The sequence below is a fragment of the Amycolatopsis endophytica genome, assembly GCF_013410405.1.
Taxonomy (GTDB): domain Bacteria; phylum Actinomycetota; class Actinomycetes; order Mycobacteriales; family Pseudonocardiaceae; genus Amycolatopsis_E; species Amycolatopsis_E endophytica.
The window spans coordinates 1,942,224-1,963,123 of the sequence record NZ_JACCFK010000001.1 but is presented as its reverse complement, the minus strand read 5'-3'; the positions used below and the strand labels follow the sequence as shown (position 1 = coordinate 1,963,123).

Sequence of the window (20,900 nt, the reverse complement as noted above, 5' to 3'; positions counted from 1 at the left end):
TCAGCCGTAGGAGTAGAAGCCGCGGCCGCTCTTCTTGCCCAGCAGCCCCGCGTCGACCATGCGCAGCAGCAACGGCGGCGGCGAGTAGAGGGGCTCCTTGAACTCGTCGTACATCGACTCGGCGATCGCCTTGATCGTGTCCAGGCCGATCAGGTCGGACAGCCGCAGCGGACCCATCGGGTGCGCGGTGCCCAGCTCCATGCCGCGGTCGATGTCCTCCGCCGAGGCGAACCCGGACTCGATCATGCGCACCGCGGACAGCAGGTACGGCACCAGCAGCGAGTTCACGATGAACCCGGCGCGGTCCTGCGAGCGGATCACGGTCTTGCCGAGCGCGGTGGTGACGTGCTCGTCGGCGCGCTTGATCGTCTCGTCGCCGGTCAGGAGCGAGGGCACCAGCTCGACCAGCGGCAGCACCGGGACCGGGTTGAAGAAGTGGATGCCGACCACCTGCTGCGGACGGCCGGTGGCCATGCCCAGCTTCATGATCGGGATGGAGGAGGTGTTGGAGGCGAAGATCGCGTCCGGCCGCTCGACGATCTTGTCCAGCGAACGGAACACCTCGACCTTGGCCTGCTCCTGCTCGATCACGGCCTCGATCACGAGGTCGTGATCGGCGAACGCGCCCATGTCCGTGGTGAACGTGAGCCTGCCGAGCGCCGCGTCGGCGTCCTCGGTCCGCAGCTTGCCCGCCTTCACGGCACGCTGCAGTGACTTGTCGATGCGCGCGCGGCCGGCGTCCAACGCCGGCTGGCTCACCTCGGTGATCGTCACGTGCGCACCCGCACGCGCGTGCACCTCGGCGATACCGGAGCCCATCAACCCGGCTCCGACCACGCCTACTCGCTGGATGTCCGCCATCGCACCTTCTCCAACTCAAGCGCCTCCGAGGCATGACACAGCACACGAGGGTGGGTCCCGGTCACAACCGGACCCACCCTCGTGTGCTGGTCAGACGTCAACGACGGTAGTCGTCGTACTCGTCGGCGTACGGGTCCTCGAACGCCTCGTCCTCGTCATGAGGATGAGAGTTGGAGGACTGTCCTGACAGCTCGCGCTGAAGCGCAGCGAAATCTGTGTCGTGAGTGCTGTACTTGAGCTCTCGCGCCACCTTCGTCTGCTTGGCCTTGGCCCGGCCGCGCCCCATGGCTCGACCCCCTCGCACAGGGAACGGGGCGGCCGGGGGAATCGGCGGCCCCGCATCGTCTCGACAACTGGTTCCTGGTGACACCGTACCCTGTCCGAGGGGTGCAATGCGACGTGGCTTCGTGTGCTCGTCACGACAGTCGCGGTGATTGCACCGGTCGGTGGTCCACGGCGGGCCCCGACGTGCCACGATTCAACGGTGCTCCGACCGTTCGTCGCCTACCTCCGGGTGTATGAACCCCTGTCCGCGTTCGGCGACCCCACCCCTGCCCACCTGAGCAAGGCCGTCGAGCGGGCCCAGCTGACCCGCGCGGACGCCGCCGAACGCGAGCAGCTCATGTGGCTCAGGTCACAGGCCGCCGAGCCGGTCCGGTTGCTGCCGGGCGAGCTGCCCGGCGGGCGAGCGCTGCCGAACCTGGACGCGCTGGTCATCGATCCGTCGGAGGTGCCGTCGGAGAACGGCGCCGAGGTCGGGCCCGGCCCGCTGGTGTGCCCGCTCGAGGTGCGCGCCCGGTCGGCCGCCGCGCTGGTCAGCTTCCTCGGCGACGCCCATCCCTCGCTGCACGCCGCGGTGATCGACGCGACCGGCACGACCGAGGAGAAGCTGCGCGCGCGGGCCAGCTCGGCGCTGGGCGACCTGCCGCAGGCCGCGGTGCACGTCCTGTCCGCCACCTGGACGGTGCCGCTGCCGTGGTTCGCCCTGGTCGACCCCAAGCACCGGCGGCTGCACCTCGGCTCGGGCCCGGACGACCCGGAACGCGAGGTCTCCTGGCGCGTGGCGATGAGCGACGCGGCCGCGCGGGCGGCCGAGGCGCAGGAACTGGTGGAGGAGACTCTCGGCGACTCCGGTCCGGCGCGGATCCTGGAGGAGACCGCGCGCTGGCTGACCAACTTCCACCCGGCCTCGGCGGTGGAACTCGACTACGGCGGGCTCGTCCAGCTGATCGGCGACGGGGTCCTGGAATCGGACACCAGCGCCGAAGAGGTGCACAGCATCATGGACGCCCTGCGCTCCGGCGACGTCGAACAGATCGCCGAGCTGTTCACCGACCTGCGCGACCACTGGAGCGAGCTGGCCGCGCGGGAGCACTTCAACTAGGACCCGTACCGGGTCAGTAGTTTCGCCCGGTGCAGCAGCTCCCGCCCGGTTTTCGGGCGATCGGAAGGTGTCACCTCCTGACTCTAGGGTTCTTGCAACCATTACACCAACCAGGAGTTGCCCATGCGTATCGCTCAATTCGCCGCGGCCACCGTCGCCCTCACCGCGGCGGCGGTCGTCGCCACCACCGGAACCGCCTCCGCCGCCGTCGAGCCGCCCGGGGACGGGTGGGACCACACCTTCAAGGCATCGGGCGTCGTCGTCTACGTCGAGGAGAACGGCGACCGCATCTCCATCTGCGACACCGCGGCGAACGGAAAGCGCGCCCAGCTCGACGTCTGGATCGGCAGTGACCCGATCTACTCGTCCGTGGTCACGAAGGGCAAGGGCAGCTGCGTGACCCATTCGGCCAGTCAGGGTGGCAAGTACAACCTGCCCGAGGGCAAGCAGATCGTCCTCGCCTTCTTCGGGAACGGCTACGACTACCGGGCCGAAGAGTCGTTCGTCAACGACCACTGAGCACGCGGCTCAGAGATCGTCCGCCCGCTCCGCCGCCAGCAGGTCGTCCACGTTGGCCGAGCCCTTCGCGTAGCGGGCGGCGATCTCGGCGTTGAACAGGTCGACCACGCCCTGCACTTCGCGCCGGCGCTGGGAGACCGACGCCTCTTCGCCGTTGTAGTCGTCGAGGGTGTCGGCGAGCTTGCCGTCGGAGAGGGCACCGACGTCGGTCAGGTCCGCGTTGCCCACCAGTGCCTCGGCCTGGCGGCGGTACTCGCCGGCGCGCGAGGGCTCCAGCTGCTGGTATCGCCCGGAGCCGCGGGCGGGCCGCAGCGCGTTGTCGGACAGGATCGTGGCGAGCTGGTCGACGATGCTGTCCCCACCGGAGCGGCGGCGCTCCTGCTCGGCACGCACGATGTCGATCCGCGCGTGCAGGAGCCGCCGCAGGTAGGAGAGATCGGTCTCCTCCTGCGCGGCCTCGTCGCGGCGCTCGCGCAGCTGCCCGAGCGACAGGTCGGCGAGGCCCCGCACGTAGCCGGGGTCCAGGACACGGTCGATGCGACGGCGCCCGCCCGGCCGGACTTCGATCACCGGGACATAGTGCTCCATCCCCGGCCCCGGCGCCAGGGCGGGTGTGCGATCAGCCGCGCAGGCGAGCCGCCGCCTCCCGTCCGGGTGCGGCACCCTCGGCGGGCACCGAATCCGGGTCGACCGCGGCCTGCACCACCCTGTCCTCGTCGCCCGCGAGCAACTCGGCGTCCACCGGCGCGGACCGCTTGAGCAGGGCCAGCGCGATCGGGCCGAGCTCGTGGTGCTGGGCGACGCTGCCGACCCGGCCGACGACCCGCTCGCCGAGCCGCACCGGATCGCCGGTCTCCGGGTAGATCTCCGGCGAACCGTCCAGGTGCAACAGCACCATCCGGCGCGGCGGGCGGCCGACGTTGAACACCTTCGCCACGGTTTCCTGCCCGCGGTAGCAGCCCTTGGCGACGTGTGCGGCGCTGCCGATCCAGTTCACCTCGTGCGGAATGGCCTTCTCGTCGGTGTCCACGCCCCGGCGTGGGTGCAGCGACTCGACCCGCAGCGCGTCGAAGGCCCACGTTCCTGCCGGGCGCGCGCCCGCGTCGGTGATGCGGCCCCACCAGCCGGCCAGGTCCGCGCGCGGCACGAGCAGGTCGACACTGGAGCGGCCGGGCCACGGCATGCGCCGCGCGAAGCCACCCTCGACCGGCACGACGGCGTAGGGCTCCGAACCGAGCGAGATGTCCAGCGCGGACAGCACCCGGTCGGCGTCCGGACCGAGCAGGGTGAGGACCGCCAGGTCGTCGCTGACGTCCGCGATCTCGACCTGCGACCAGAACTTCATCGCCTCGAAGTACTCGCGCAGCCTCTGCTTGCCGCCCTTGGGCAGCGCGCTGGTGGCCTCCGGGCCCGGATCGCTGTCCAGGTGGACGGCGCCATCGACGTGCGCGAGGACCATGTGGGTGTCGATGCGGCCGTGACTGTCCAGGATCAGCGCCTCGGTGCCGCGGCCCTCGGGCAGTTCGATCACGTGCTGGGAGATCACCAGGTGCAGCCAGGACAGGCGCTCCGGCCCGGTCACCTTCAGCACCTCGCGGTGCGAGCGGTCGACCACGGCGACGCCACGTACGGCGGTGCGCTGCTCGGCGAACGGGTCACCCCAGTGCCAGGGCACGCCCTGCTCGGGGTGGTCGTCCGGCGGCGCGACGGCGCCCGGCGCGGCGAGGAGCGGAGAAACGAGCGGCATACCCCGATGGTAGGTGAGTACGGTGACCGCATGCGCGTACTCGCTTTCTTGGACGACACCGCCGGGACGCTCCGGGATCCCGACGAGCCGCACATCCGCGTCGAGGACCTCGGCCTGATGCGTGGGGACGGGATCTTCGAAACGGTCCTGGTCGCCGACGGCGAGGCGCGTGAGCTGCGCCCGCACCTGGACCGGCTGGCGCGCTCGGCTTCCATGCTGGAGCTGCCGGAGCCGGACGACGAAGCCTGGCAGCGGGTCACGCGGACCGTGATCGACAACTGGACGGGCGGGGAGTTCGCGCTCAAGCTCGTCCACACGCGCGGGACCGATCCGGACGGCGAGCCGACGGCCTTCGCGCTCGGCATCGAAATCGACCCGAAGGTGTTCGCGGCGCGCCGGGACGGTGTCGCCGTGGTGACGCTGGACCGCGGCATCGACCCCGGCCTCGCGGAGCGCGCGCCGTGGCTGCTGCTGGGTGCGAAGTCGCTGTCGTACGCGGTGAACATGGCCGCGGGCCGGGAGGCGGCCCGCCGCGGCGCGGCCGACGTGATCTTCACGGCCACCGACGGTTCGGTGCTGGAGGGACCGACGTCGAACGTGATCATCGCCCGCGACCGCACGCTCTACACCCCGCCACCCGCCATCGGCATCCTGCCGGGCACCACCCAGGCCGCGGTGTTCCGCGGCGCCGAGCGGGCGGGCTGGTCGACCAAGATCGAACCGGTCCGGGCTGCCGACCTGGCGTCCGCGGACGGTGTCTTCCTGTCGTCCTCGGTGCGCAAGCTGACCCGCGTGCACACGCTGGACGGCGAGACGCTGCCCGACTCCTCCGCGATCCACGCCGAGCTGGCCGCCGCGTACGAGAGCGTCTACGCGTAGGGGCGGAAGCGGATCGTGGTGCCGGGGCGCGCCTGCGCCAGCGCGGGGAGCGCCCGTGGCACGACGACGGCGATCACCGGGTAGCCGCCGGTGGTCGGGTGATCGGCGAGGAACACGACCGGCAGGCCGTTGGGCGGCACCTGGATCGCGCCGGTGATGACGCCTTCACTGGGCAGCTCGGCGCCGTCCCGTTCGCTCGTCCGCTCCAGCGCGGACCCGTCCAGGCGCAGGCCGACGCGGTTCGACTCGCTGGTGACCGTCCACGGCGAGGTCAGCTGGCGGGCCGCGTCGCCGAACCAGTCGTCGCGCGGGCCGAGGACGACGGGCACGACCAGGTCGCGCGGTGCGGGCGGCGCGGTGACGGTGTCCGCGCCGACCGGGATGCCGTCCGGCTTCCCGAGCGGCAGCACGGTGCCGGGTTCCAGCGGTGGCGGGCCGATCTCGGACAGCACGTCACGTGACCGGCTGCCCAGCTCGGGCTCGATGTCGAGGCCACCGGACACCGCGAGGTAGCAGCGCAGACCGGCGTCGGGGCGGCCGATGGCCAGGGTCTGCCCGGCGGTGAGGTGCACCGGTACGTGCGAACCCACGGGACGGCCGTCGACGGTCACCGCGACCGGCGGCCCGGTGACCGCGACCGTGCAGGACGCGCGGGCGTTCACGGTCAGCCCGCCCAGCAGGGTCTCGATCCCGGCGGCGGTCTCCGGGTTGCCGACGAGCCGGTTGGCCAGCCGGAACGCCGGCACGTCGAGCGCGCCGGAGGGCGGCACGCCCAGGTGCGCGTGCCCGGGACGGCCGAGGTCCTGGACGAGTGCGAGCGGTCCGGCGGTCACGATCTCCAGCGCGCGGCTCACGACCGGCTCCGGAAGCGGACACGGTCACCCGGCGCGAGCAGGGCGGGCCGGTCGGCGTGACTGTCGAACAGGACGGCCTCGGTGTGCCCGAGCAGCCGCCACCCGCCGGGCGACGAGCGCGGGTAGACGCCGGTGAACTCGCCCGCGATCGCCACGGCACCGGCCGGGACGCGGGTGCGCGGAGTGTCCAAACGCGACTGGCGGAGGGGTTCGGGCAGGCCGGTGAGGTAGCCGAAGCCGGGCGCGAACCCGGTGAACGCGACGGTGTAGGTGGCCCCGGTGTGCAGTGCGACCACGTCGTCCGCGCTGATCCCGGCGGTTTCGGCGACGAGGTCGATGTCCTCGCCGTCGTAGCGGACGTCGAGGGTGATCTCCCGCGGCTCCCCGTCGTGCACGGTCGCCAGATCGGCTTCGTCGACCAGCTCGCGCGCCTGCTCCAGCGCTTTCGTGCCCGGCCGCGCGGCGATCAACACCGTGCGCGCCCCGGGCACGACCTCGGCCAGATCGGGCAGGCCCGCGGCGACCACCGCGGCACGGACCGCGCTCATCTCGGCCAGCGACGCGCACTCGACGAGTACGGCGTCCGTGCCGTAGCGCAACCAGCGCACCGGCTTCCGGCCGCGTTTCATAAGCGGCGGAGCCGCTTGCTGTGGGCCGTGCGCTGGCACCGCCGCAGGTTTGGTTCAGCGGGGTCGCGCGGAGCGCGTCCGCTGAGGGTGACGGTGGGCTGGCGGGTGGGCTCCGTCGCGCGGAGCGCGTCCGCTGAGGGGTGGTGGCCGGGCATACATGAGGAGGCGATCCCACAGCCGGGGGCCGCCTCAGGTTCCGCTGCCCGCACCGCCACGCAAGCCACTTCCGGAAGAGTCCTCAGCCCACTACGCGCTTCAAGTAGAGGGAGACGTGGGGCTGCATGGGTTCACCGACCATGGCGCGTTCCTCGACGTAGCCGAGGTCGCCGTTGTTGACCAGGCCGTAGAGCCGCTGCGCGCCGGTGACCTCCTTGGCCGTGGCGGTGCGCACGACCGCGTCGGTGGCCAGCTCCCACGACGTCTGGGTGCGCGGCTTGCCGTAGAAGATCTCGACGATCCCCGAGCTGTGCGTGAGCAGCAGTTCGATCGTGTCGTCGGCCTGCGGGCGCCACCAGCCGACCTCGCGGGCGGCCGGACGGATCACGTTTCCTTCGTCGTCGAGCAGCCAGGAGCGGGCCTCGTGGTAGAGGAACGGCCTGCCGTCGTGAGCGATGGTGAGCTGCTGCGCGATCCGGCGGGGGCCCTCGATGGTCGGGTAGTTGACCTCGCCCTCACCGCGCCACACGCCGACCAGCGGCAGCAGCGCGAGGCAGGCGTCGTTGAGGTCCGCGCCGTCACGCAGGTTCGCGGTGTCCACCGGAATGGGCAGGTCGTCGAACTGCGGCAGGTTGCGCCCGCGCGTCGACTCGGCCCGTTCCGCGGCGGCTGCGACGGCGTCGTCGCCTGAACTCATCGGTCAGCGCTGGTCGGCGTACAGCCGGTAGACGACGTACACGGTGAACCAGAGGATCGCGATGGCGGCGAGCACCAACAGCGTCGTAAACAGGATCTCCACGTTCAGCAGGATAGCCGCTGCCAGGCACTTCACTCGCCCCGCATCCGCGTGGCGAGCACCACGCTCACGGCGAGGGTGGCCACCCCGGCGACGACGAGCCCGGTGGTGATCCGCCCGCTGGACGCCACGATCGTGCCGAGCACGGCGACTCCGAGCGCGGTCCCGGTCTGCCGGGCGGCGTTGACCGTCGCCGACGCGACCCCGGACCGCTCCGGCGGCACCGCGGCCAGCGCGACCAGGTTGGTCGCGGGCAGCGCGAGCCCCATCCCGGCGCCCATCACCAGGAACAGCACCGCGACGACCGCGACCGGGGTGGTGGCGTCCAGCACGACCGAGCCCGCAACCCGGCTGCGCACAACGGGTAACCGGCGAGCAGCCCGATCCGGCGCGACACCCGGCCACTGACCGCGCCCATCGCGGAGGTGGCGAGCACCAGCGGCAGGAACCACAACCCGGCTTCGGTCGCCGACGCGCCGCGCGGTCCCTGCAGGTAGAGCGAGAGCAGGAAGAACCCGCCGTAGGAGGCGGCCCCGAGCACGAAGGACGCGAGGTTGACGACCGCGAAATCGCCGTCGCGGAAGAACGTCAGCGGCAGCATCGGGCTGCGCCCCCGGCTCTCCGCGACCAGGAAGGCGGCCAGGCACACCGCGGCCGCGGCGAGGCAGCCGACCACCCGCGGCGCGGACCATCCGGCGTGGCCCGCCTCGATCACGGCGTAGACGAGCAGCCCGGTCCAGGCGATCGCGAGGACCTGACCGACCGGGTCGAGGCCGGGCCTCGACGGATCGGCGGACTCGGTGATCCCGCGGACGCCCAGCACGAGGGCGACGGCGCCGAGCGGCAGGTTGATCAGGAAGATGCTCTGCCAGCCGAAGGTTTCGGTGAGCGGGCCGCCGAGCAGCGGTCCGGCCACGAACGCCAGACCGCCGATCACGGCGCCGAGACCGAGCGCCCGCGCCCGCCTCGCCGGTTCGGAAAATGCCTGCGCGAGCAGCGACAACCCGCCCGGGATGAGGACCGACGCGGCGGCGCCCTGCACGATCCGTGCCGCGACCAGCCAGCCGATGCCCGGCGCGAGCGCGCACGCGAGGGAGGCCACCGTGAACAACGCGAGCCCGGCAAGAAAGACGCGCCTGCGGCCGAACCGGTCGCCGAGCACGCCGCCGCTGAGCATCGCCGTCGCGAGGGCGAGGGTGTAGCCGTCGAACACCCACTGCAGATTCGCCAGCGGGCCGCCGAAGTCGCGCTGGACGGTCGGCAGGGCGACCGTGACCACGCTGGCGTCGAGCAGGGCCATGAAGGACGCGAGGTACACCGCGGCCAGCAGCACGCGGTTGGCAACGATTTTCGTTTCGGTCACCGCGGAAGCTTGCGACCTCAAGCCGGGTTGAGGTCAACTCCCTGGCATGTGGTCGATCGGTGACGCGGCGGCGAAACTCGGGATCGCGGTGTCCGCGCTCCGGTACTGGGACGAGCGCGGCGTGGTGCGGCCTGCGGCACGCCGCTCGGGGCGGCGGGTCTACTCGGAGGACGAGCTGCACCGGCTGGCCGTCGCGAAGCTCCTGCGGGACACCGGCCTGCTCAGCCTGTCCGAGATCACCACGATCGTGCAGGGCGGCGACGACTGGCGCGCCGCGGTGCGGTCCCGGCTGACCGCCATCGAAGCACAGCAGGCCGTGCTGGCGCGGGCGTCGGAGTTCCTGCACCACTTCCTGACCTGCCCGCGCGAGGACCCGGTCGGCACCTGCCCGAAACTGCGGGAGGGCACCGCCGGGCTCCTGCAATGACGGACGGCCCCCGCCCGCGTCGGGCAGGGGCCGTCCGGAGCGGAGATCAGCCGACCGAGATCGCGACCTGGTGCAGGCCGGGGCCCTCGGCCGTCACCGCGGCCTCGCCGTTGCCCGTGCGGTGCAGGGCACGCACCGTCCACGCGCCGGGCGCGGCGTAGAACCGGAAGTCGCCCTCCGGGGAAGCCTGGACCTCGCCCGCGAAGTCGCCGTCGCCGTTGAGCAGGCGCACGTAGGCACCGCCGACCGGGCCGTCACCGCCGGTGACCTTGCCGGCCACCACGACCTGCCCGTTCGTGTCGATGTCCGCGGGCGTCGCCGTCTGGACCGGCGCGCCGCAACCGTCAGCACTCATCGTCACTTCCCCGTTCCGGTTTCCACCGGCACGCCGACCAGCGAGCCGTACTCGGTCCACGAACCGTCGTAGTTCTTCACGTCCTCGAGCCCGATCAGCTCACGCAGCGCGAACCAGGTGTGGCTGGAGCGCTCACCGATCCGGCAGTAGGCGATGGTCGCCTTGCCGGTGTCCAGGCCGGCCTCCGCGTAGAGCTCCTTGAGCTCCTCGGCGGTCTTGAAGGTGCCGTCCTCGTTCGCGGTCTTGGCCCACGGCACGTTCAGCGCCGTCGGAATGTGGCCGCCGCGCTGCGCGGACTCCTGCGGCAGGTGCGCCGGGGCCAGCAGCTTGCCGGAGAACTCGTCCGGCGAGCGGACGTCGACCAGGTTCTTCGCGCCGATCGCGTCGACGACCTCGTCGCGGAACGCGCGGATCGAGGTGTCCGGCTCCTTGGCGACGTAGCTGGTGCGGTCGCGCTTGACCTCGTCCGAGGTCAGCTCGCGGCCGTCCAGCTCCCACTTCTTGCGGCCACCGTCGAGCAGCTTGACGTTGCCGTGGCCGTAGAGCTTGAAGTACCAGTACGCGTACGCCGCGAACCAGTTGTTGTTGCCGCCGTAGAGGACCACGAGGTCGTCGTTGGAAATGCCCTTCTCGGACAGGAGGGCCTCGAAGCCGGCCTTGTCGACGAAGTCGCGGCGGACCGGGTCCTGCAGCTCGGTCTTCCAGTCGATCTTGACCGCGCCGCGGATGTGGCCGCCGTCGTAGGCGGTGGTGTCCTCGTCCACCTCGGCGAAGACGACGCCGGGGGTGTTCAGGTTCTCCTCGGCCCACTGCGTGGTCACCAGGACGTCTTCACGGCTCATGAGAGCAGTACTCGCTTTCTTCTTCGTGGGTGGACTCGTCAGGAAGCCTGGCTCGGCGTCACGCGCCGGATCAGGAGGTACATCTCGCAGCCGAGGCAGAAGTTGAAGGCCGCGTTGAGGAACGCCGCGAACAGCGCGAACGCCGTCGCGACGATGCCCAGCGCGGTGATGCCGGTCGCGTAGCCGACCGTGCCGACCAGCGCGAACACGAACCCGACCGCCTGGGCGAACCGCAGCGGTGCCGCGTCCTCCCGCTCGGACGTCGGCGCGAGCCGCGGCGCCACCAGGTAGCGGTAGAGCAGCGAATAGGGCGCCGGCTTCAGTCCGACGAACGCGCCGATCGCGAACACGACCGTCTGCACGGCCAGCAGCGGCCACCATCCCGTGATGAGAACCACCGCGAGCACGACCGTGGTCACGGTGGCGGCGAAGCGGGGCCCGCGGGGATCCACGGCTGGACCTGCTGACATGTCACCTCCCTGGCGGGGCGCGCGGGAGCGCGCGCGTCGAACGGGGGTACTACCGGCTGGACAGGAGCGGAGAACGATCCGCTAGGCCGGACACAGGCTGCTGCGGACGCGACACAAGTCGACCGCGCGACGTTGCGTCAGCAGAGTGAGGGGCAGCCTGGACACGTGCGCCAGGCTACCCGGATGTCCCTGAAAGCGGGAAGCGTGTCCACCCAGTGAGAGCATTCCCGTGATCCGGGAAAGAAAATCCGCCCTGGTCAGCAGCCTGACCGTCTTTCCTCAGCGGCGGAGCCGCTTGCTGTGGGCCGTGCGCTGGCACCGCCGCGGGTTTGGTTCAGCGGGGTCGCGCGGAGCGCGTCCGTCGAGGGCGGTGGTGGGCAGGCGGGAGGGGTCGCCACCCGCACCGCCACGCAAACCACTCACGACAAGTCCCTAGTCACCGACCCGCGCCGTCAGATGCGGCCGCAATGCCTCGATCAGGGTCTCGCGCTTGGGCACGCCGCCGACACGCAGCAGTTCGGTGCCGTCGGCGCGGAAGGCGATCGTGGTGGGCGTGCGCAGCACACCCAGCGCCTGGGCGACCTCGGGCTGGTTCGTCACGTCGAGGTCGACGTGGTTCAGCCCGTCGGTGCGCTCGGCCAGCGGGCCGAGCAGGGCGCGGGTGTGCCGGCACGGGGTGCAGAACGTGGTGGAGATCTGCACCAGGGTGACCTGCGCGCCGGTGTCGAGCGCCGTGGCGACCGGCTCGGGCAGGTCGCTCGCGGGACTCCGCCGGGCCGCTCGCACCCGCCCGTTGCGGGCCCTGAGCACGGCACCGGCTATCCCGGCGACCACCAGCGTGCCGAGCACCACCCACACGCCCGTCATCAGCGCATCACCCTCCGGTCGAGCTGGTCGCCCCGCTGAACGTCACGTTCTTGGCCTCGCCCTTGATGGTGACCGACCCGCTGTTCACGGACACCGCGGTGGGCGTCACCTCGAACGGCAGGTTGCCGGTGTCGATCGTGGCCTTGAAGTTCGGCAGCAGGGCTTGCTGCACTGCTTCGGGAACAACGGTGGTCTCCTTGTCATTCCCGTACTGCAGCCGCTTGGGCACGATGTCGATCTGCGTACCGTGCAGTTCGATCATCGCGAAGCAGAAGATCTCGATGCGCTGGCCCGCGATCTGCACGTACCCGGAGATGCGGACGCCCGCCTTGGACTGGTCCTTGTCCTCCTCGCCGGTGCCGTCCTGGCCCTGCTGCCCGTCGGAGCCGTTGTCGGTGCCGCTCTCGCTGTCCTGGCCGGTCTCCACGTAGTCGATGCTCGACGGCTCGATCCGCAGGTCCTCGACCTTGGTCAGCGGGTCGACCTTGTTGATGTCGCTGACCTTCAGCGTGACCTGCGCCTCCAGCCGCCCGATCAGGATGGCGTCGGTGTTGCCCTCGACCAGGTCGGACAGCGGCGCGGTGACGTCGTAGAGGTCGGCCGTCACGCCGACGTCCTGCAGGTCCTCGATGGGCACGCCGGACGCGGACAGCGAGATGTGGCCGTACTCGCCGCCGATCGCCTGCGTGGTGAACGGGAAGCCGTGGATGGCCACCGACGGGTCGTCGGTCAGGCTCAGTTGCTCCCGCGCCTTCTGCGACACCGTGTGCTCGGCGAACGCCGCGAGCCCGAAATCGGCCCCGACCAGCACCGCGAGGAGGACGACGAGGCTGATGACGATGCGCCGGGCACGGCGTCCACGGCGGCGGGAACCCGCGGGTGGCACGGCTCGGTCCTGGGTCGCAGGTCTGCTCACTTCTCGCGTCCGTTCTGTCTCGAGTCCGGGTTCTGGACAGCCCGAGGCTATGGGTCACCAGTGTGACGTCACTGTGACGGTGGCTGCAGAGCAGGTGGTTTTCCCCTGTTCACCCGTTAGCCTTGTCCGCTAAGACCAGGGGCGCTCAAGGCTACGAACTAGCAAGAAGGCGGTGTGGCGATGAGCCTGGACCTGCTCGTACTCACTTCCGAGGCGGAGGCCACAGCAGTCCTTCCGGCCCTTGACCTGCTGCCGCACACGGTACGCGTCCGCGCACCGGAGGTCACCGCGCTCCTCGACGCGGGCCACCGGGACGTCATCCTCCTCGACGCGCGCACCGATCTGGCGTCGGCGAAGAGCCTGTCCCGCCTGCTCAAGGGCACCGGCGAGGACGAGGGCACCACACCGGTCATCGCCGTCGTCGGCGAGGGCGGCTTGGTCGCGGTCAGCGCCGAGTGGCGCACCGACGACATCCTGCTGCCCACCGCGGGCCCGGCGGAGGTCGACGCGCGCCTGCGGCTGGCGACCACCCGCGACGGCGCCACGTCCCAGGCCGACACCGAGTTGCGCGTCGGTGACCTGGTGATCGACGAGGCCACCTACACCGCGCGGCTGCGCCGCCGCACCCTCGAACTCACCTACAAGGAGTTCGAGCTGCTCAAGTACCTCGCCCAGCACGCCGGCCGCGTCTTCACGCGCGCGCAGCTGCTGCAGGAGGTCTGGGGCTACGACTTCTTCGGGGGCACCCGCACCGTCGACGTGCACGTCCGGCGCCTGCGCGCCAAGCTCGGCCCCGAGCACGAGCAGATGATCGGCACGGTGCGCAACGTCGGCTACAAGTTCGAGCGCCCCGCGAAGTCGTCGGGCAAGCCCGGAGTGACCTCGCTCAACTTCGACCCCGCGGAGTTGTCGACGGAGTTCTCGAACCACTGAACCGGGTTAGCGTGGACTGCATGCTGACTGTCGTGTGGGTGGACGAACTGGACGAAGCGACCACGCGTGAGGTGCGTGAGCTGCTGGCCGCCGCCCGCGACGAGGACGGGCGGCCGGACCTCCCGCCCGGCGGCGCGTTGCCGGGCGAGTTCGCCACCGGGCTCCACCTGCTGGGCCGCGCCGACGGCGTACTGGCCGGGTACGGGCACCTCGACGTCGCCGGGGACGCCTTCGGCCGTCAGGTCGCCGAGCTGGTCGTGCGGCCGGACCACCGGCGCCGGGGCGTCGGCAGCGAGATGCTGTCCGCGCTGGTCGACCGGGCGGGCGAGGCGACCGTGCGGCTGTGGGCCCACGGCGACCACCCCGGCGCGGCCGCCATCGCCGAGCGAGCGGGTTTCTCGCGCGCCCGCGAACTGCTGATCATGCGCACCGCCGTCGACCCGGACTGGCCGGAGCCCACGCTGCCGGAGGGCGTCTCGCTGCGCACCTTCGTGCCCGGCCAGGACGAGCAGGCCGTCATCGAGGTCAACGCCCGCGCCTTCGACTGGCACCCGGAGCAGGGCCGCCTCACCGTCGCCGACCTGCGCGCCGAGGAGGCCGCGGACTGGTTCGACGCGGACGGCTTCTTCCTCGCCGAGGACACCGCGGGCAAGCTGCTGGGCTTCCACTGGACGAAGGTGCACCCGGCCAACCCGCACCGCTTCGGCGGCCGGGAGACCGGTGAGGTCTACGTCGTCGGCGTCGACCCCGGCGCACAGGGCGGCGGGCTCGGCAAGGCGCTCACCCTGGCCGGCCTGCGCCATCTGCGCGACCGCGGCCTGCCGCAGGTGATCCTCTACGTCGAGGGCGACAACGCGCCCGCGATCGCGGTTTACTCACGTCTCGGCTTCACCAGGCACGAAGTCGACGTGCAGTACGAGCGGTGATCACCGTTCCGTTACGTTAACCCTGCGCCAACCTTCCATCACGGATCATGTACTCGCAGGTCACAGCCCGGACACGGCGCCCATTCGAGTGAAGTTGCTCCGCTCACATTGGCGCCCTTGTTCACTTTTCGTTCATCTGTACAGGGGCACACGTCCACCCGTGCTGCCTAATGTCCGGTTGCGACGAATGGCTTTCAATAGCTGGAGGACATGAAGTGAAGATCATGCGGCCGATGGGTGCTCTCGGCATCGCGGCGAGCGCTGCCCTGGTGCTCGCGGCCTGTGGCTCCGACCCGGCGTCTTCGGGCAACACCCCGGCCTCGGGTGCGGCGACCGCGCCGACCGCGCAGGCCAACGTCGACTGCGGTGGCAAGTCGCCGCTGACCGGCGAGGGTTCGACGGCCCAGAAGACCGCGGTGGACATCTTCGCCCAGGAGTACACCAAGGCTTGCTCGGGCCAGATCGTGAACTACAACGCCACCGGCTCCGGCGCGGGCGTCAAGCAGTTCACCGCCAAGCAGGTCGACTTCGGTGGCTCGGACTCGCCGCTGAAGGAAGGCGACGAGCAGACCGCCGCGAACGCGCGCTGCGCCGGTGGCGAGGCATGGAACCTGCCGATGGTCGTCGGCCCGGTCGCCATCGCCTACAAGCTGGACGGTGTCTCCTCGCTCACCCTGAACGGTGAGGTGGCCGCGAAGATCTTCAACGGCCAGATCACCAAGTGGAACGATCCAGCGATCGCCGCCCTCAACTCGGGCGTCAACCTGCCGGACAAGCCGATCCAGGTGTTCTCCCGGTCGGACGAGTCGGGCACCACCGACAACTTCCAGACCTACCTCGAAGCCGCCTCGAAGGGTGCCTGGACGCAGGGCACCGGCAAGGCCTTCAAGGGTGGCGTCGGCAACGGCGCGCAGGGCTCCAACGGTGTCGCCTCGGGCATCCGGGCCGCCGACGGCGCCATCGGCTACATCGAGTCGTCCTACGTGAAGGACGGCCTGACCGCCGCCAAGCTGGACAGCGGCTCCGGCGCGGTCGAGCTGACCCCGGAGAACGTGGCGAAGGCGCTGGACGCCGCCACGTTCCGCACCCCGGGCAGCAACGACCTGGCCCTGGACCTGAAGGCCATCTACGCCAGCAACACCCCTGGTGCCTACCCGCTGCTGCTGACGACCTACGAGATCGTCTGCTCGAAGGGCTACGACGCCGACACCGCGAAGGCGATGAAGGCGTTCCTGACCGTGGCGGCCACCAACGCCCAGCAGCCGATCGCCGAGAAGGGCTTCGTCCCGCTGCCGCAGTCCCTGCAGGACAAGGTGCTGGCGTCGGTCAACGCGATCTCCTGATCGGCGGTAGCCACACCTCTGTTGGGTTTGCACTGAGTAACTGATGAGCGAGTCACTCGCGAGGCGGACGCCCACCGGCGACACCGGTGGGCGTCCGTCGTCGTCTAGACCACTCCCGGAGGCCCCCGATTACGGCGCAACCACCGGCCACTGAGCGCACGCCCTCACTGGCCACATCGAACAAGACCGCGAAGGTGCGGCCGGGTGACCGCATCTTCAAGAACCTGAGCACGGGCGCCGGCGTCTTCGTCGTCGCCCTCATCGCGCTGATCGGGATCTTCCTGATCGTCCAGGCGATCCCGGCACTGAGCGCCAACAACGCGAACTTCCTGACCGACCGCTTCTGGCACACCAGCGATCCGACCAACCTCGAGTTCGGCATCCTGGACCTGCTGCTGGTCACCATCTACACCTCGCTGGTGGCCCTGATCATCGCGATGCCGATCTCGCTGGGCATCGCGTTGTTCCTGACGCAGTACGCCCCGCGACGGCTGGCCCGGCCGTTCGCCTACATCGTCGACCTGCTGGCGGCGGTGCCCTCGATCATCTTCGGCCTGTGGGGCATCCTCGTGCTCGCGCCGGAGCTGGCGCCGATCGCCGAATGGCTCAACGACACGCTGGGCTTCATCCCGATCTTCGGCACCGGCAACGTGTTCCCGAACTACCAGGGCACGATCTTCACCGCCGGTGTGGTGCTCGCGGTGATGGTGCTGCCGATCATCACGTCGCTGTCGCGCGAGGTGTTCGAGCGCACGCCGACCGCCCACATCGAGGGCGCGCTCGCGCTGGGCGCCACCCGCTGGGAGGTCATCCGGACGACAGTGCTGCCGTTCGGCAAGTCCGGCTACATCGGCGCGTCGATGCTCGGCCTCGGCCGGGCTCTGGGTGAGACGATCGCGCTGGCCGTCATCCTGTACATCCCGATCGGCCGGACGTTCGACTGGAGCGTGTTCGACGGTGGCGCGACGTTCGCGTCGCAGATCGCGGCGAACTACGCCGAGTTCAACAACCCGACGTCGGCCGGCGCCTACATCGCGGCGGGTCTGGTGCTGTTCGTACTGACCTTCGCGGTGAACTTCGCGGCACGGACGATCATCGGCGAGCGGAAGGCCGACTGATGACCTCAACTCTGGACGAGACCGAACAGCTGGCTTCGCCACCCGCGTTCCAGCAGGTCAGCGCCGGCCGCAAGGCCAAGAACACACTGGCCACGATCCTGGTGTGGCTGTCGTTCCTGATCGCCGTCGCCCCGCTGATCTGGGTGCTCTACACGGTGATCGCGAACGGCATCAAGCGCATTCCCTACACGAACTGGTGGTCGCAGGACTTCGGGTTCGTGCTGTCCGACGAGGTCGGCGGCGGCGTGCTGCACGCCATCATCGGCACGCTGGAGCAGGGCCTGATGTGCGCGATCATCGCGGTGCCGCTGGGCCTGCTGGTCGCGGTCTACCTGGTGGAGTACGGGCGGAACGGCCGCCTGGCGCGGATCACCACGTTCATGGTCGACATCCTCTCCGGTGTCCCGTCGATCGTGGCCGCGCTGTTCATCTACGCGTTGTGGGTGACCACGTTCGGCCTGCCGCGTAACGGTTTCGCCGTGGCGCTCGCGCTGGTGCTGCTGATGATTCCGGTGGTCGTGCGATCCGCCGAGGAGATGCTGCGGATCGTCCCGGACGACCTGCGTGAAGCCTCGTACGCGCTGGGGGTGCCCAAGTGGAAGACGATCATGAAGGTCGTGCTGCCGACGGCGCTGTCCGGCATCATCAGCGGCGTCATGATGGCACTGGCCCGCGTCATGGGCGAGACCGCGCCGCTGCTGGTGCTCGTCGGCTACTCGGCCTATGTCAACTGGGACCTGTTCTCCGGCAACCAGGCGTCGCTGCCGCTGCTGATGAACATCGAGCGGGCCACCAACTCGATGGAACCGGGTAGTGTCGGTTTCGACCGCATCTGGGGCGCCGCGCTGACGCTGGTCCTCATCATCGCCATCATCAACCTCCTCGCCACGGTGGTCTCCCGCCTGGTCGCCCCGAAGAAGAAGTGAGCGTTCCGCTATGGCCAAGCGAATCGACGTCAAGGACCTCGACATCTACTACGGCAAGTTCCACGCCGTCGACAGCGTGACGCTGTCCGTGCCGCCGCGGAACGTCACGGCCTTCATCGGGCCGTCCGGCTGTGGCAAGTCGACCGTGCTGCGCACGCTGAACCGGATGCACGAGGTCATCCCGGGTGCGCGGGTCGACGGGCAGGTGCTGCTGGACGGCGAGGACATCTACTCGTCCTCGGTCGACCCGGTGCAGGTGCGCCGCACGATCGGCATGGTGTTCCAGCGCCCCAACCCGTTCCCGACGATGTCCATCAGGGACAACGTGGTGGCCGGGCTGAAACTGGCGGGCACCAAGGGCGGCAAGAAGCTCGACGAGATCGCCGAGCGGGCTCTGCGCGGCGCCAACCTGTGGACCGAGGTCAAGGACCGGCTGAACAAGCCGGGCGGCAGTCTGTCGGGTGGCCAGCAGCAGCGGCTGTGCATCGCCCGCGCCATCGCGGTGCGCCCGGACGTGCTCCTGATGGACGAGCCGTGCTCCGCGCTGGACCCGATCTCCACGCTCGCGATCGAGGACCTGATCGCCGAGTTGAAGAAGGACTACACCATCGTGATCGTCACGCACAACATGCAGCAGGCGGCGCGGGTGTCGGACCAGACGGCGTTCTTCAACCTGGCCGGCGTCGGCCAGCCGGGGCGTCTGGTGGAGATCAACGACACGGAGAAGATCTTCTCCAACCCGAACGAGAAGGCCACGGAGGACTACATCTCCGGCCGCTTCGGCTGAGGTCATGCTCTCGGTGAACCCCCTCGGTGCTCGCGCCGAGGGGTTTCCCCGTTGTGGGCAGCAGCAGGGTTTTCCCGACCGCGGCGCGGTTTCCACCGCTCCGCCCACCGCGGCACGTTCGGCCGGAAGTCGAAGAGCTGATCGAGACCGATCATCTCGACGCCCCGCTAGCGCGCCTCCGCGGGATCGACGACCGTGGGTTCGCCGGAGGCCGCGCCGTGCACCCCGTCGGGCGGGGCGCCGCCGGTCGCTTCGAGCACCCGCTTCGTCCAGCCCGGTTCGGAGTAGTCGACCGCGGCGTCGGCTCCCAGTTCCCTGACCGCGGCGAGCTTCCGCTCCCCGCGGGCCGCTGCCTCGACCAGCACCCGGTCACCCTGGCCGACCCGCGCGTTCTCCGTCAGCCCCTGGGCGGTGCTGCCGTCGCCACGGCCAGCTCCGCGAAACCACCCGTCTCGCCGGTTCCGGCGACGACGCGCCGGCCCAGCCACGACGGATCGGCCTGGTCACCGGCCGCCACCACCCGCCCGGCGACCAGGCCGCCCGGCACGTACGGCAGCTCCGGCCGTTCGTGCCCTCTGTCCGTGCCCCGCCGGATCTGCGTCTCGACGAACGTCATACCCGCCACCGCGACCTCGACCACGACCTGTCCCGGCCCTGGCGCCGGATCCGGTGCCTCGCCGGCCACCAGCACTGCGGAACCACCGAAACCGGTCACCCTGACCACCCGCACACCGCACCGTCCCCTCCGCCCGTCGTCGCGAGCACGTGATCAGCTTGCGACCTCCACCCCGGTGGAGGTCAAGGGACGCACACGAGAACGCCATCTCGTGCGCGTGACCCAAATCCGGTGGGAACTGTCGGTGGGGGCCGTTACCGTCGGGGACGTGGTTCAGGTGTACGTGGAAGGCGTCGGCGGGCGGTGGCCCAAGCCCCGTGCGCTCGCGGCGGCCGGGCGGGCTCTGGGGGCCATCCCACCGCCGTTGCAGGTGCTGATCGGGATCGTCAGCGTGCAGGTGGGGGCGTCGCTGGCGAAGCAGCTGTTCGCGGTGGCGGGTCCGGCCGGGACGGTCACGTTGCGGTTGTTCTTCGCCGCGGTCGTGCTGCTGCTCGTGTGGCGGCCGGTGATCCGCATGGGCCGCCGGGCGTTGCCGGTCGTCATCGCCTACGGGCTCGTGCTCGGCACCATGAACCTGGCCTTCTACCAGGCGCTCGCCCGCATCCCGCAGGGCATCGCGGTCACCGTCGAGTTCCTGGGGCCGCTGGCGGTCGCGCTGGCCGGTTCGCGGCGCTGGCTCGACGTGCTGTGGGCGCTGATGGCGGCGGGCGGCGTCGTGCTGCTCGCCGAGACGCGGGGCGACCTGTCGGTGCTCGGCCTGGTGTTCGCCCTGGTCGCGGGCGCCTGCTGGGGTCTGTACATCCTGCTCAGCGCCGCGCTCGGCAAGCGCACGCAGGAGGGTAAGGGGCTCGCGCTGGGGATGGCGGTCGCGGCGGTCGCGGCCATGCCGGTCGGCGTGGTGGAAAGCGGCACGAGCCTGCTGTCGCCGTGGGTGCTGCTGATCGGGCTCGGGGTGGCGCTGCTGTCGTCGGTCATCCCGTACTCGCTGGAGCTGGAGGCGCTGCGCAAGATCCCGCCGCGCGTGTTCGGCATCCTGATGAGCCTCGAACCGGCCGTGGCGGCGGTCTCCGGGCTGCTCGTGCTGGGCGAGGCGCTGCACCCGTTGCAGTGGCTGGCGATCTGCTGCGTGGTCGCGGCGTCGATCGGGGCGACCCGCTCGGTGCGGGATGCGCCCTGATCGACCTCG

At 70.6% G+C, this 20,900-nt stretch carries 27 protein-coding genes; 11 read left to right on the top strand and 16 right to left on the bottom strand.

Annotation, left to right across the window (positions count from 1 at the left end):
* Complete coding sequence (locus HNR02_RS09770; RefSeq protein ID WP_179772830.1) at window positions 1-861, bottom strand: 3-hydroxybutyryl-CoA dehydrogenase; 861 nt, start codon at window positions 859-861, stop codon at window positions 1-3.
* Window positions 862-958: 97 nt separating this feature from the next.
* On the bottom strand, window positions 959-1,147 hold the full coding sequence (locus tag HNR02_RS09765) for a DUF3073 domain-containing protein (RefSeq protein WP_179772829.1): 189 nt from the start codon (window positions 1,145-1,147) through the stop codon (window positions 959-961).
* A 198-nt stretch (window positions 1,148-1,345) separates the two neighbouring features.
* On the opposite strand from HNR02_RS09765, the gene HNR02_RS09760 reads away from it, so the two are divergent.
* Entirely contained in the window at window positions 1,346-2,245 is a 900-nt protein-coding gene (locus HNR02_RS09760; RefSeq protein WP_179772828.1) for a DUF8083 family protein, read from the top strand.
* Between the two features lie 123 nt (window positions 2,246-2,368).
* Complete coding sequence (locus tag HNR02_RS09755) at window positions 2,369-2,764, top strand: hypothetical protein (protein WP_179772827.1); 396 nt, start codon at window positions 2,369-2,371, stop codon at window positions 2,762-2,764.
* Between the two features lie 9 nt (window positions 2,765-2,773).
* Here the strand turns inward: HNR02_RS09755 and HNR02_RS09750 are convergent, their stop codons facing one another.
* Entirely contained in the window at window positions 2,774-3,334 is a 561-nt protein-coding gene (locus tag HNR02_RS09750) for an RsiG family protein (RefSeq protein ID WP_179772826.1), read from the bottom strand.
* 49 nt (window positions 3,335-3,383) lie between these two features.
* Window positions 3,384-4,511, bottom strand: coding sequence for a CAF17-like 4Fe-4S cluster assembly/insertion protein YgfZ (ygfZ, locus tag HNR02_RS09745; RefSeq protein ID WP_179772825.1), 1,128 nt, complete (start codon window positions 4,509-4,511; stop codon window positions 3,384-3,386).
* Between the two features lie 30 nt (window positions 4,512-4,541).
* Between ygfZ and HNR02_RS09740 the strand changes: the two genes are divergently transcribed.
* Window positions 4,542-5,390: an aminodeoxychorismate lyase gene (locus HNR02_RS09740; protein ID WP_179772824.1), complete on the top strand. Its 849-nt coding sequence runs from the start codon at window positions 4,542-4,544 to the stop codon at window positions 5,388-5,390.
* Here HNR02_RS09740 and HNR02_RS09735 read toward each other — a convergent pair.
* The 5 genes from HNR02_RS09735 to HNR02_RS09715 all read right to left on the bottom strand — a co-directional run bounded on the left by HNR02_RS09735 (window position 5,381) and on the right by HNR02_RS09715 (window position 9,188).
* Window positions 5,381-6,244 (bottom strand): 5-oxoprolinase subunit C family protein, encoded by an 864-nt coding sequence (locus HNR02_RS09735; protein ID WP_179772823.1) that lies wholly within the window; start codon window positions 6,242-6,244, stop codon window positions 5,381-5,383. The two genes, HNR02_RS09740 and HNR02_RS09735, sit on opposite strands and share 10 nt — an antisense overlap.
* Window positions 6,241-6,852: a 5-oxoprolinase subunit B family protein gene (locus HNR02_RS09730; RefSeq protein WP_179775820.1), complete on the bottom strand. Its 612-nt coding sequence runs from the start codon at window positions 6,850-6,852 to the stop codon at window positions 6,241-6,243. The genes HNR02_RS09735 and HNR02_RS09730 overlap by 4 nt, the downstream gene beginning before the upstream one ends.
* A gap of 259 nt (window positions 6,853-7,111) precedes the next feature.
* Complete coding sequence (locus HNR02_RS09725; protein WP_179772822.1) at window positions 7,112-7,726, bottom strand: heme-binding beta-barrel domain-containing protein; 615 nt, start codon at window positions 7,724-7,726, stop codon at window positions 7,112-7,114.
* A gap of 131 nt (window positions 7,727-7,857) precedes the next feature.
* Window positions 7,858-8,157, bottom strand: coding sequence for an MFS transporter (locus HNR02_RS09720; protein ID WP_179772821.1), 300 nt, complete (start codon window positions 8,155-8,157; stop codon window positions 7,858-7,860).
* Window positions 8,106-9,188: an MFS transporter gene (locus HNR02_RS09715; RefSeq protein ID WP_179772820.1), complete on the bottom strand. Its 1,083-nt coding sequence runs from the start codon at window positions 9,186-9,188 to the stop codon at window positions 8,106-8,108. Before HNR02_RS09715 ends, HNR02_RS09720 begins: the two co-directional genes overlap by 52 nt.
* A gap of 46 nt (window positions 9,189-9,234) precedes the next feature.
* Between HNR02_RS09715 and HNR02_RS09710 the strand changes: the two genes are divergently transcribed.
* A complete protein-coding gene (locus HNR02_RS09710) occupies window positions 9,235-9,615 on the top strand; it encodes a helix-turn-helix domain-containing protein (protein WP_179772819.1) in 381 nt (126 codons plus the stop codon).
* Window positions 9,616-9,661: 46 nt separating this feature from the next.
* On the opposite strand, the gene HNR02_RS09705 is transcribed toward HNR02_RS09710, so the two are convergent.
* The 5 genes from HNR02_RS09705 to HNR02_RS09685 form a co-directional block, all read right to left on the bottom strand.
* Window positions 9,662-9,970 (bottom strand): DUF1416 domain-containing protein, encoded by a 309-nt coding sequence (locus HNR02_RS09705; RefSeq protein WP_179772818.1) that lies wholly within the window; start codon window positions 9,968-9,970, stop codon window positions 9,662-9,664.
* A gap of 2 nt (window positions 9,971-9,972) precedes the next feature.
* Window positions 9,973-10,812, bottom strand: a complete 840-nt coding sequence (locus HNR02_RS09700) for a sulfurtransferase (RefSeq protein ID WP_179772817.1) — start codon at window positions 10,810-10,812, stop codon at window positions 9,973-9,975.
* 38 nt (window positions 10,813-10,850) lie between these two features.
* Window positions 10,851-11,282, bottom strand: coding sequence for a DUF4395 domain-containing protein (locus HNR02_RS09695; protein ID WP_179772816.1), 432 nt, complete (start codon window positions 11,280-11,282; stop codon window positions 10,851-10,853).
* Between the two features lie 432 nt (window positions 11,283-11,714).
* Entirely contained in the window at window positions 11,715-12,149 is a 435-nt protein-coding gene (locus HNR02_RS09690) for a TlpA family protein disulfide reductase (protein ID WP_179772815.1), read from the bottom strand.
* A gap of 7 nt (window positions 12,150-12,156) precedes the next feature.
* A complete protein-coding gene (locus tag HNR02_RS09685; protein ID WP_312861141.1) occupies window positions 12,157-13,035 on the bottom strand; it encodes an LmeA family phospholipid-binding protein in 879 nt (292 codons plus the stop codon).
* Between the two features lie 210 nt (window positions 13,036-13,245).
* Here HNR02_RS09685 and HNR02_RS09680 point away from each other — a divergent pair, with 210 nt between their 5' ends.
* The 6 genes from HNR02_RS09680 to pstB all read left to right on the top strand — a co-directional run bounded on the left by HNR02_RS09680 (window position 13,246) and on the right by pstB (window position 19,098).
* Window positions 13,246-13,998: a winged helix-turn-helix transcriptional regulator gene (locus tag HNR02_RS09680; RefSeq protein WP_179772813.1), complete on the top strand. Its 753-nt coding sequence runs from the start codon at window positions 13,246-13,248 to the stop codon at window positions 13,996-13,998.
* 20 nt (window positions 13,999-14,018) lie between these two features.
* On the top strand, window positions 14,019-14,924 hold the full coding sequence (mshD, locus tag HNR02_RS09675; protein WP_179772812.1) for a mycothiol synthase: 906 nt from the start codon (window positions 14,019-14,021) through the stop codon (window positions 14,922-14,924).
* A 215-nt stretch (window positions 14,925-15,139) separates the two neighbouring features.
* Window positions 15,140-16,267: a phosphate ABC transporter substrate-binding protein PstS gene (gene pstS / locus HNR02_RS09670; RefSeq protein ID WP_179772811.1), complete on the top strand. Its 1,128-nt coding sequence runs from the start codon at window positions 15,140-15,142 to the stop codon at window positions 16,265-16,267.
* A 194-nt stretch (window positions 16,268-16,461) separates the two neighbouring features.
* Entirely contained in the window at window positions 16,462-17,385 is a 924-nt protein-coding gene (gene pstC / locus HNR02_RS09665; RefSeq protein WP_179772810.1) for a phosphate ABC transporter permease subunit PstC, read from the top strand.
* Window positions 17,385-18,311 carry a phosphate ABC transporter permease PstA gene (gene pstA / locus HNR02_RS09660; RefSeq protein WP_179772809.1) on the top strand — a complete coding sequence of 309 codons (927 nt, stop codon included), beginning with the start codon at window positions 17,385-17,387 and terminating at the stop codon, window positions 18,309-18,311. The genes pstC and pstA overlap by 1 nt, the downstream gene beginning before the upstream one ends.
* Window positions 18,312-18,321: 10 nt before the next feature.
* Window positions 18,322-19,098, top strand: coding sequence for a phosphate ABC transporter ATP-binding protein PstB (pstB, locus tag HNR02_RS09655; protein ID WP_179772808.1), 777 nt, complete (start codon window positions 18,322-18,324; stop codon window positions 19,096-19,098).
* 167 nt (window positions 19,099-19,265) lie between these two features.
* Here pstB and HNR02_RS09650 read toward each other — a convergent pair whose 3' ends face one another.
* Together HNR02_RS09650 and HNR02_RS09645 are read right to left on the bottom strand one after the other, a co-directional pair.
* Window positions 19,266-19,463, bottom strand: coding sequence for a hypothetical protein (locus tag HNR02_RS09650; protein ID WP_179772807.1), 198 nt, complete (start codon window positions 19,461-19,463; stop codon window positions 19,266-19,268).
* 32 nt (window positions 19,464-19,495) lie between these two features.
* Window positions 19,496-19,822, bottom strand: coding sequence for an alcohol dehydrogenase catalytic domain-containing protein (locus HNR02_RS09645; RefSeq protein ID WP_179772806.1), 327 nt, complete (start codon window positions 19,820-19,822; stop codon window positions 19,496-19,498).
* 175 nt (window positions 19,823-19,997) lie between these two features.
* Between HNR02_RS09645 and HNR02_RS09640 the strand changes: the two genes are divergently transcribed.
* Window positions 19,998-20,891 carry an EamA family transporter gene (locus tag HNR02_RS09640; protein WP_179775819.1) on the top strand — a complete coding sequence of 298 codons (894 nt, stop codon included), beginning with the start codon at window positions 19,998-20,000 and terminating at the stop codon, window positions 20,889-20,891.
* Window positions 20,892-20,900: the final 9 nt, after the last annotated feature.

Excerpts from the sequence above, each read along its gene's own strand:
- HNR02_RS09700 (WP_179772817.1), bottom strand. The coding sequence starts at position 10,812 with ATGAGCCGTGAAGACGTCCTGGTGACCACGCAGTGGGCCGAGGAGAAC.
- HNR02_RS09710 (WP_179772819.1), top strand. The coding sequence starts at position 9,235 with ATGTGGTCGATCGGTGACGCGGCGGCGAAACTCGGGATCGCGGTGTCC.
- HNR02_RS09755 (WP_179772827.1), top strand. The coding sequence starts at position 2,369 with ATGCGTATCGCTCAATTCGCCGCGGCCACCGTCGCCCTCACCGCGGCG.
- HNR02_RS09770 (WP_179772830.1), bottom strand. The coding sequence starts at position 861 with ATGGCGGACATCCAGCGAGTAGGCGTGGTCGGAGCCGGGTTGATGGGC.
- HNR02_RS09765 (WP_179772829.1), bottom strand. The coding sequence starts at position 1,147 with ATGGGGCGCGGCCGGGCCAAGGCCAAGCAGACGAAGGTGGCGCGAGAG.
- pstA (WP_179772809.1), top strand. The coding sequence starts at position 17,385 with ATGACCTCAACTCTGGACGAGACCGAACAGCTGGCTTCGCCACCCGCG.
- HNR02_RS09690 (WP_179772815.1), bottom strand. The coding sequence starts at position 12,149 with ATGACGGGCGTGTGGGTGGTGCTCGGCACGCTGGTGGTCGCCGGGATA.
- HNR02_RS09705 (WP_179772818.1), bottom strand. The coding sequence starts at position 9,970 with ATGAGTGCTGACGGTTGCGGCGCGCCGGTCCAGACGGCGACGCCCGCG.
- HNR02_RS09740 (WP_179772824.1), top strand. The coding sequence starts at position 4,542 with ATGCGCGTACTCGCTTTCTTGGACGACACCGCCGGGACGCTCCGGGAT.
- HNR02_RS09680 (WP_179772813.1), top strand. The coding sequence starts at position 13,246 with ATGAGCCTGGACCTGCTCGTACTCACTTCCGAGGCGGAGGCCACAGCA.
- pstB (WP_179772808.1), top strand. The coding sequence starts at position 18,322 with ATGGCCAAGCGAATCGACGTCAAGGACCTCGACATCTACTACGGCAAG.
- HNR02_RS09725 (WP_179772822.1), bottom strand. The coding sequence starts at position 7,726 with ATGAGTTCAGGCGACGACGCCGTCGCAGCCGCCGCGGAACGGGCCGAG.
- HNR02_RS09695 (WP_179772816.1), bottom strand. The coding sequence starts at position 11,282 with ATGTCAGCAGGTCCAGCCGTGGATCCCCGCGGGCCCCGCTTCGCCGCC.
- mshD (WP_179772812.1), top strand. The coding sequence starts at position 14,019 with ATGCTGACTGTCGTGTGGGTGGACGAACTGGACGAAGCGACCACGCGT.
- ygfZ (WP_179772825.1), bottom strand. The coding sequence starts at position 4,511 with ATGCCGCTCGTTTCTCCGCTCCTCGCCGCGCCGGGCGCCGTCGCGCCG.